Annotated in this window: 8 protein-coding genes; 4 read left to right on the top strand and 4 right to left on the bottom strand. The window is 57.1% G+C overall.

The window, feature by feature from the left end; all coding sequences use genetic code 11:
• Positions 1–136 precede the first annotated feature (136 nt).
• The 4 genes from rplI to AC1XOS_RS17580 are packed head-to-tail and all read right to left on the bottom strand — an operon-like array spanning position 137 to position 3,785.
• Complete coding sequence (rplI, locus tag AC1XOS_RS17565) at positions 137–583, bottom strand: 50S ribosomal protein L9 (protein ID WP_481963518.1); 447 nt, start codon at positions 581–583, stop codon at positions 137–139.
• 2 nt (positions 584–585) lie between these two features.
• A complete protein-coding gene (locus tag AC1XOS_RS17570; protein WP_481963519.1) occupies positions 586–2,172 on the bottom strand; it encodes an MlaD family protein in 1,587 nt (528 codons plus the stop codon).
• Positions 2,173–2,175: 3 nt separating this feature from the next.
• A complete protein-coding gene (locus AC1XOS_RS17575; protein WP_481963520.1) occupies positions 2,176–2,958 on the bottom strand; it encodes an ABC transporter ATP-binding protein in 783 nt (260 codons plus the stop codon).
• 2 nt (positions 2,959–2,960) lie between these two features.
• Complete coding sequence (locus AC1XOS_RS17580) at positions 2,961–3,785, bottom strand: MlaE family ABC transporter permease (protein WP_481963521.1); 825 nt, start codon at positions 3,783–3,785, stop codon at positions 2,961–2,963.
• A gap of 55 nt (positions 3,786–3,840) precedes the next feature.
• On the opposite strand from AC1XOS_RS17580, the gene AC1XOS_RS17585 reads away from it, so the two are divergent.
• The 4 genes from AC1XOS_RS17585 to AC1XOS_RS17600 form a co-directional block, all read left to right on the top strand.
• On the top strand, positions 3,841–4,311 hold the full coding sequence (locus AC1XOS_RS17585; protein WP_481963522.1) for a DUF1844 domain-containing protein: 471 nt from the start codon (positions 3,841–3,843) through the stop codon (positions 4,309–4,311).
• Positions 4,308–4,643: a hypothetical protein gene (locus AC1XOS_RS17590; protein ID WP_481963523.1), complete on the top strand. Its 336-nt coding sequence runs from the start codon at positions 4,308–4,310 to the stop codon at positions 4,641–4,643. The genes AC1XOS_RS17585 and AC1XOS_RS17590 overlap by 4 nt, the downstream gene beginning before the upstream one ends.
• 168 nt (positions 4,644–4,811) lie before the next feature.
• Entirely contained in the window at positions 4,812–6,887 is a 2,076-nt protein-coding gene (locus AC1XOS_RS17595) for a sodium-translocating pyrophosphatase (protein WP_481963524.1), read from the top strand.
• Between the two features lie 59 nt (positions 6,888–6,946).
• A partial coding sequence (locus tag AC1XOS_RS17600; protein WP_481963525.1) for a hypothetical protein occupies positions 6,947–7,197 on the top strand: 251 nt, incomplete at its 3' end.

A 7,197-nucleotide genomic window follows, 5' to 3' on the forward strand; every position in this document is an offset into this window, starting at 1 on the left:
CCCAAAAGCATGGAGCCCAGCACGGCCATCTCGGCCTCGATATTTTGGGGGGGGACGCGTCCGTTCATAGAAATTTTCGAGAAACTAAAAGGGCGCGGCTAGTCGCCGCGCCCTTGTCATGCTTGCGCGGCCTTGCTTACGCTTTGTCAACCGCGACGGTTACGGGAACCGTGATGTCTTTATGGAGCTTGACATCCACATGAAACGTCCCAATCGCGCGGATCGGGTCGAGCAGCAGCACGCGGCGCTTGTCCACCGCCACGCCGAACTCTTTTTTGAGGGACTCGGCAATATCACCCGACGTGATGGAGCCGTAGAGACGATCCCCCGCTCCGGCCTTACCGATGATCTTGATGGTCTTGCCCTCAAGGGTCGCCTGGTCTTTGGTTGCCTGAGCCAGCAGGGCCTCGCTCTTGCGCTCGTCCGCGGCGTGGCGTGCCTCCAAGACTTTCAGCGCTCCGCCCGAAGCGGAGACAGCTAGGCCACGGGGCATTAGGTAGTTGCGAGCATAACCATCGGAGACAGTTACGACCTCACCCTCTCTACCCACTTTAACAACATCTTTCTGCAAAATTACGTTCATTTTTACTTCCTTATCTGCAGGCCAATCTTAGGGAGATTCCCGTTGCCCACGGAATCCAGTCCAAAGGTTAGCGCTGCGCTATCGTTCAGACGCGCTCTCAGCCGCGTATTGACGGTAAAGCGGTTCGGGTCTTGTAGATCAAGCCGCCACTGCAGCGACCCAACCGGCACATCAAACCCAACTCCCAGCTTTCCGCCAAAGAGGCCGTAGCGTGTCCAGAGCTCTCCGCTTTTCTGCCCGAGCTGCACATTGACCAGATTTCGCTCTGTCGCATCCGTGAGGCCCACTCGCCAGAGCTGCCCCCCCGTCACCACAGAATAATTGGTATCGAGCTGAAAACGCTCCGCCTTTGTATCGTACAGAAAGTCTCCGGTCAAGCCCGGCTCGTACCAGGAGGGCTGTTTTTTCAGCGGCGACGGTGGATTTACCGTGCTTGGCCTCTTCTCGCCGGGCAGACGCAGCGTCTCTACACGAGCGGTAATATTTTTTATGGAGCCGCTGGCATCCTTGACATTGGCAACCGTTGTCTTGATATTTGTCAGTAGCTCCGGGTCCGTGGCGGTCCTAGAGAGCGTTCCCGCAGTCTCGTCGAGCTTCTGTGAGAGAGTGACCAGATTGTCCGAGAGCTTCGCCAGATTAGCCGTCGTCACCACGACACTCCCCCGGAGATCTTTGTCCCCTACCAGAAGCTTCAGTTGCTCCGTCAGCCCAGCCACTCCTGCTGTGGCATCGTTGGCGGAGCGCAGAAGGGCCTTGATGCTCGCACGGCTATCTGCGACCGTTTCTTTGGCCTCTTTGGCCAGCCCCTCGGTCTGCGTGGCGATCCGCCCGCCCGACTTCATCACGGAATCAAGGTCTTTGATCAGAGTCTGGGTTTCTTTGGAGAGCGTGGCTACTTGCTTCTCCAATAGGGGCGCAATCGTCTTGGCCGAGGCAGTTACCTCCGCCGCATTGGCAACGACAGCATCGACTTTTTGCATCGTCGCAGGAAGGAGCGCCGAGGTTGCTCGAATATTGCGAATCGTCGCCTGCAGATCACCTTTAGGATCGTCGAGCGCCGCAATAGCCCCAAGCTTGTTGAGCTTCTCGCTGATGAGCTTTAGGTTGTGTGCTGTTGCGGTCAGATCCTCGCGCAGTGCATCGTCGTTGGTGAACTTGCTCACCCCAGCGAGCGCGGAGTCGAGACCCGCCGCAGGCTCACCTTCAAGAGGCTTCTCTTTCGTGGTTGCCTCGGTGATAAACTCCGTCTCACGGCTGGGGGTAATGGCCACGACAGCCCCGCCACCGAGTAGCCCCGACGACACACTGATCTGCGACTTCAGCGGAATCTTCACACCGTCGTTAATGCGCAGAAGCGTGATCGCCTTGCGTCCATCATCGGAGAGACGGACTTCCTTGACGGAGCCCACCTGAAAGCCCGCAACCCGAACTTCCTCGCCACCTTTAAGCCCCTTGGCATCGTCAAAGGCCACCCGAAAGTCCGTGGAGTTGCGCTCTTCCCAGCTCCGGTTCAGCCAGCCCTTAGCAACACCCAAGCCAATGGCCGCTCCCACAATCACCACTCCCGTGACAATATCGCGCTTACTCATCGTCTATCCAATCTCGATGGGGCCTTCAATCTCTCCCCGAATAAACTGCTGGACAATCGGGTCGGTGCTTCCCCGAACTTCGTCTGCGGTGCCGTAGATCTGAGCCTTTCCTTCATAGAGCATGAGTATTTTATCCGCAATTCGGAAAATACTCTGCATGTCGTGGGAAACCACCACACTGGTGACATTTTTCCGCTCCCGTGTCCGAACAATCAAGTGGTCAATCGCCGCCGCCGTCACGGGATCAAGACCGCTGGTAGGTTCGTCGTAGAGGATTATCTCGGGCTCAGTGGCCAGTGCACGCGCCAGCCCGACTCGCCGTCGCATGCCACCTGAGAGCTCGGAGGGCAGGCGCTTCTCGATACCAGGCAGCCCCACTTCTCTTAAGTGCTCCGCAACTAGCTCCGCAATCTCTGGACGCCTCTTCTTTTTATACTCTTTGCAGCGCAAGCCCCGCAAGAGCCCAAAGGCGACATTTCCATAGACATTCATCGAGTCAAAGAGCGCAGCGTACTGAAAAACGACTCCCATCTTCGCACGGATGGGCAGCAGCTCGCGCTCTTTCATCCCGACAATGTCCACACCATCTACCAAGAGCTCGCCACCCGTTGCCGAGATGAGCCCCGCAATACAGCGCAGAATCGTGGACTTGCCCGCCCCTGAGAGCCCCATGACGCAGAGGATCTCGCCAGGAGCCACATCCAGCGTGATGCCCCCCAAGATCTCGCGGTCATCGACCACGTAGCGCAGGTCACGAAGCGAGATTCGCGGCTTTTTGTCACTCATGACTAGACTACCGACTTCGCCTTAAAGAACCATGTCATCACAAAGTCAGCGGCGAAGACCAGAATAATCGTGAAGACCACGGCACGGTTCGTCGAGCGCCCTACCCCTGCCGCTCCGCCTTTTGTCTCCAGCCCCTCGCGACAAGCAATCAGCGCGATCAGCATTCCAAAGACCAGCGCCTTGAAAAGCCCTTCTAAGATATCCGAGCCGTTGGTATCGAGAAGCTGCCGGAACGAGTCAATAAACTGGTGCGAGGTCTGACCTTGATTGACCGCGATGAGGCCACCGCCAAACAGTCCCGCGGCATCCCCAAAGAGCGTGGTAACAGGCCCCATTATCAGGCAGGCGATCAGGCGCGGGACAACGAGATAGGCCACAGGGGAGATTCCCATTGCCCGGAGCGCGTCTACTTGCTCGGTCGTCTTCATCGCCCCAATCTCTGCCGTGATCCCGGAGCCCACGCGTGCGATCAGTGTAACAGCGGTAATCAGAGGCCCGGTTTCACGGACAATAGAAAGGGCCACAATGCCCCCCAAGAGATTACCAATCCCCAGGTTGGTGAGAGAGCCGACCGTGTAGAGCGCGAGAACCGCACCTGAGAAGCCGACCGTGAGGAGCACAATGGGCAGGGACTCTGTTCCGACACTGGTGAGCTGTTTTGCCAGATCGCCAAGGTGAATCCCCTCCTGGAAGATTGCCCGAAGAGTGCGCCCCAGCAACGTCATGAGCTCCCCGAGATACTCAAACGCCCGGACAATCGTGCGACGTACTAGTTTGGTGGCAGTCTCTCCGACTTCCTCAAAAACCTCTGCCGCCTCCGTTTTCATCTAGTTTTGAGTGTACCCCATTGCACAGGGGTCTTGCCGCGTGCTACAATCCCTCATGCCCGAAGAAGAGGAAGAAGGATTTACCTTCCGCGACCGTCGCCGCCAGAGCACGGACGATACCACACCCGCCGCGCCCCCTGCCCCTGTTGTTCTTTCCAGCCCTGAACCAGAGTCTCCAGAATCTCTGGACGTCATGGCCTCTGAGGGCATGGAAGGTCTGTTTATGGGGGAAAATGAAGACGGCGAAGACGGTGAAGAGAGCAACGAGATCCCTGATGTGCGCTCCGTTCTGGCGCTCTTCATGGGGGAGCTCCGCAACCTAGCCTGGCTCCGAATGGGTCTCGTCGCCAACCCCATGACTGGTCAGATCGAAAAAGACATGGCGCAGGCTCAGATCGCAATCAACACGGTTGGCTTTCTGGCCGATCAGCTAGAGCCCCACGTTGCCCCCGAAGAGCGCCTACCGCTCAAAGCCATGGTCAGTGACCTCCGTCTAAACTTTGTGGAACAGAGCAAGCGCCCATGACCCTCACGCGGGAGGTAGCCGTGCTTACCGCCGAGGCCTTCGAGGCACGCTTCAGCGACTTAGTCGAGCTGATCTGTGATGCCGCGAAGGTCAGGCAGGTGAATCCGTTTATGGAAGCACAGTACCGGGTCTTACGCGCCTGGATGAAGGAGCAGTTTCCACAGATCTCGCACGTCTTTTCGGGCTCGCTTCAGACAGAGTTTGAGAGTCTTTTTGTACCAGAGAGTCTAGCGCTAGTTCTTGCCCACGATGAAGGAGCGCTCATGAGCCGCTTGCTAGACACACAAAATGCGATTGTCGCTTGGAAAGTCAAGGACAGTGCGGGCATTTGAAACTTCTTAGTTTGCGATAGGGAAATTTTTCACAAACTCGGGTATACTCACTCGGCACCTATGGTTGCTGCCATTTCCTTTTTCGCCGCTTCTCTCTTTCTTGGATAGTCTGGCGCAAGAGTTGCAGCCATTACAATTCAACATTTTTGGAATGAGGAGGTCTGCCCTTTGGCAGGACAACTGAGTATCGCCTGGATTCTCTCGCCGATGGTGATCGGCCTGATCGGGCTCGCACTAGCTTTTTTCTTTTATGGCAACGTGAAACGCCAGCCCATTGGCGGCACGGAGACCATGAATCGCATCGCCCAGTACATCCGCGAAGGGGCGATGGCGTTCCTGACGCGCGAGTACAAGGTGCTGGCGATCTACACGGCAGTGGTTTTCGTTGCGCTGGGCTTCACACTCGGTTGGCTCGCAGCAAATGCGTTTGTCCTAGGGGCTTTTCTCTCACTTCTGGCAGGCTTCTGTGGGATGCAAGCGGCGACTCTTGCCAATGTCCGTACAGCAGAGGCGGCCCGCCGGGGCAGCAAGCCCAATGCGCTCTTAATCGCACTGGATGGTGGTGCGGTGATGGGACTGGCCGTGGCAGGCCTGGGGCTTGTGGGTCTGACAGCCGTGTACTATAGCCTGCGTAACAATCCCCACGTGATGAATACGACTCTCCATGCGTTTGCCGTGGGAGCCAGCAGTATCGCCCTCTTTGCCCGTATCGGTGGAGGAATCTACACCAAAGCCGCCGATGTCGGAGCCGATATCGCGGGCAAGGTGATCGAGGGCATTCCCGAGGACGATCCCCGCAACCCTGGGGTTGTGGCAGATAATGTTGGGGATAACGTGGGTGATGTAGCAGGAATGGGCGCGGATATCTACGAGTCCATGGTCGCCGCGATTGTCTCTGCCGTCGCGATCTCCCTGACAACCGCAGACTCCGTCCACCTCAAGAGTCTGGCCCCAGGGCTTTCGGAGATTGGGGAGCGCACTCTGGGCGGAGCGCTTCCGCTGATCCTTTCGGGCGTGGGGCTTGCCATTAGCATTCTAGGAATTTTCTTAGCCCGTGTGCTACGAGGGAGCAAGCCCGCCAGTGTCCTGCGAAACTGCCTGATCATTCCGCCGATCGCTCTTACCGCCGTCTCCGCGATCCTCATGCCTCTCCTGGGTGCGACCCAAGCCGTGACCATCTGTCTGGCGGCGGGTGCGATTGGGGGAGCTGCCATTGGTCTTGTCACCGAGTACTACACGGCTCACAAGCCTATTCGGCGTGTTGCGGATTCGTCGCGAACCGGTGCGGCAACCAATATCATTCAGGGCCTCGCGGTGGGCAAAGAGTCCGTGATTGTTCCCATGCTGATTCTCTGCGCCGTAGCCTGGCTCTCCAACGCCCAGCTTGGTCTCTATGGCGTCGCGATTGCCGCCGTCGGGATGCTTGCGGGAACGGCGATTGTCATGACCGTGGATGCCTACGGGCCCATCTCAGACAACGCGGGCGGCATCAGCGAGATGAGCGGGCTGGGTAAAGAGGTTCGCGACATCACCGATGAGCTAGACTCCGTGGGTAACACCACCGCGGCTATTGGTAAGGGCTTTGCCATTGGCTCGGCCACTCTCACCGTGGTAGCCCTCTTCTCCGCTTACTCAATGGAGATCACCCATGCCCGAGGCCCCAACGGCATCCCATTCCACCTAGAACTCACCGATGCGACCGTGCTGATCGGAGTGCTTCTTGGTGCGATCCTGCCCTTCTGGGTGAGCGCTTCGACAATGCTTGCGGTCGGTCATGCAGCGCAGAAGATCGTGATTGAGATCGCTCGACAGTTCAAGGAGATTCCAGGGCTTCTCGAAGGCACCGCTGATCCGGAGCCCGCCCATATCGTAGACATTGCCACCAAAGCGGCACTGATCGAGATGATCCAACCGGGCTTAGTTGCGATACTTGCCCCCACGCTCACGGGCTTTATTCTCGGCCCGACAGCACTGGCGGGGATGCTGGCAGGCTCTCTTGCTGTCGGTTCCACCCTGAGCCTCTTCATGGCCAACTCAGGAGGAGCCTGGGACAACGCCAAGAAGCACATTGAGAAAGGCGACCTCGACGGACACATCAAAGGCGGTGATGCCCATAAAGCCGCCGTTGTCGGAGATACCGTCGGTGATCCGTTTAAAGACACCTCCGGGCCTGGCGTGGCGATCCTCATCAAGGTCATGAGCGTCGTCAGCCTCTTGATTGCACCGCTCATTGCGAATCGGTAGTTCAAGTCGCGAAGGGAGCTTTTGCTCCCTTCTTATTTTTCTGGTACTCTGAGCCTGATTTGAAAGTCCTTCTTATTCCCAATCTCGTCGAGTATCATGCAGTTAGTATCAAACGCTATGCCGATGAACTACATCATGCACTTATTCATCTAGCACCTACAAGCTGGCAATTCGAATCACTTACCTGCCATCATGTTGAAATAGCAGCTAAACTTCTTCCTGGTGAGCTAGGCATAAAAACTGCTGAGAGGCTAGGTCGCCTTGTAAAATACCCCATTGTTACAAAGCAAGCAAGTAAAAATAGTGACAT

The organism is Armatimonas sp. (assembly GCF_964826245.1).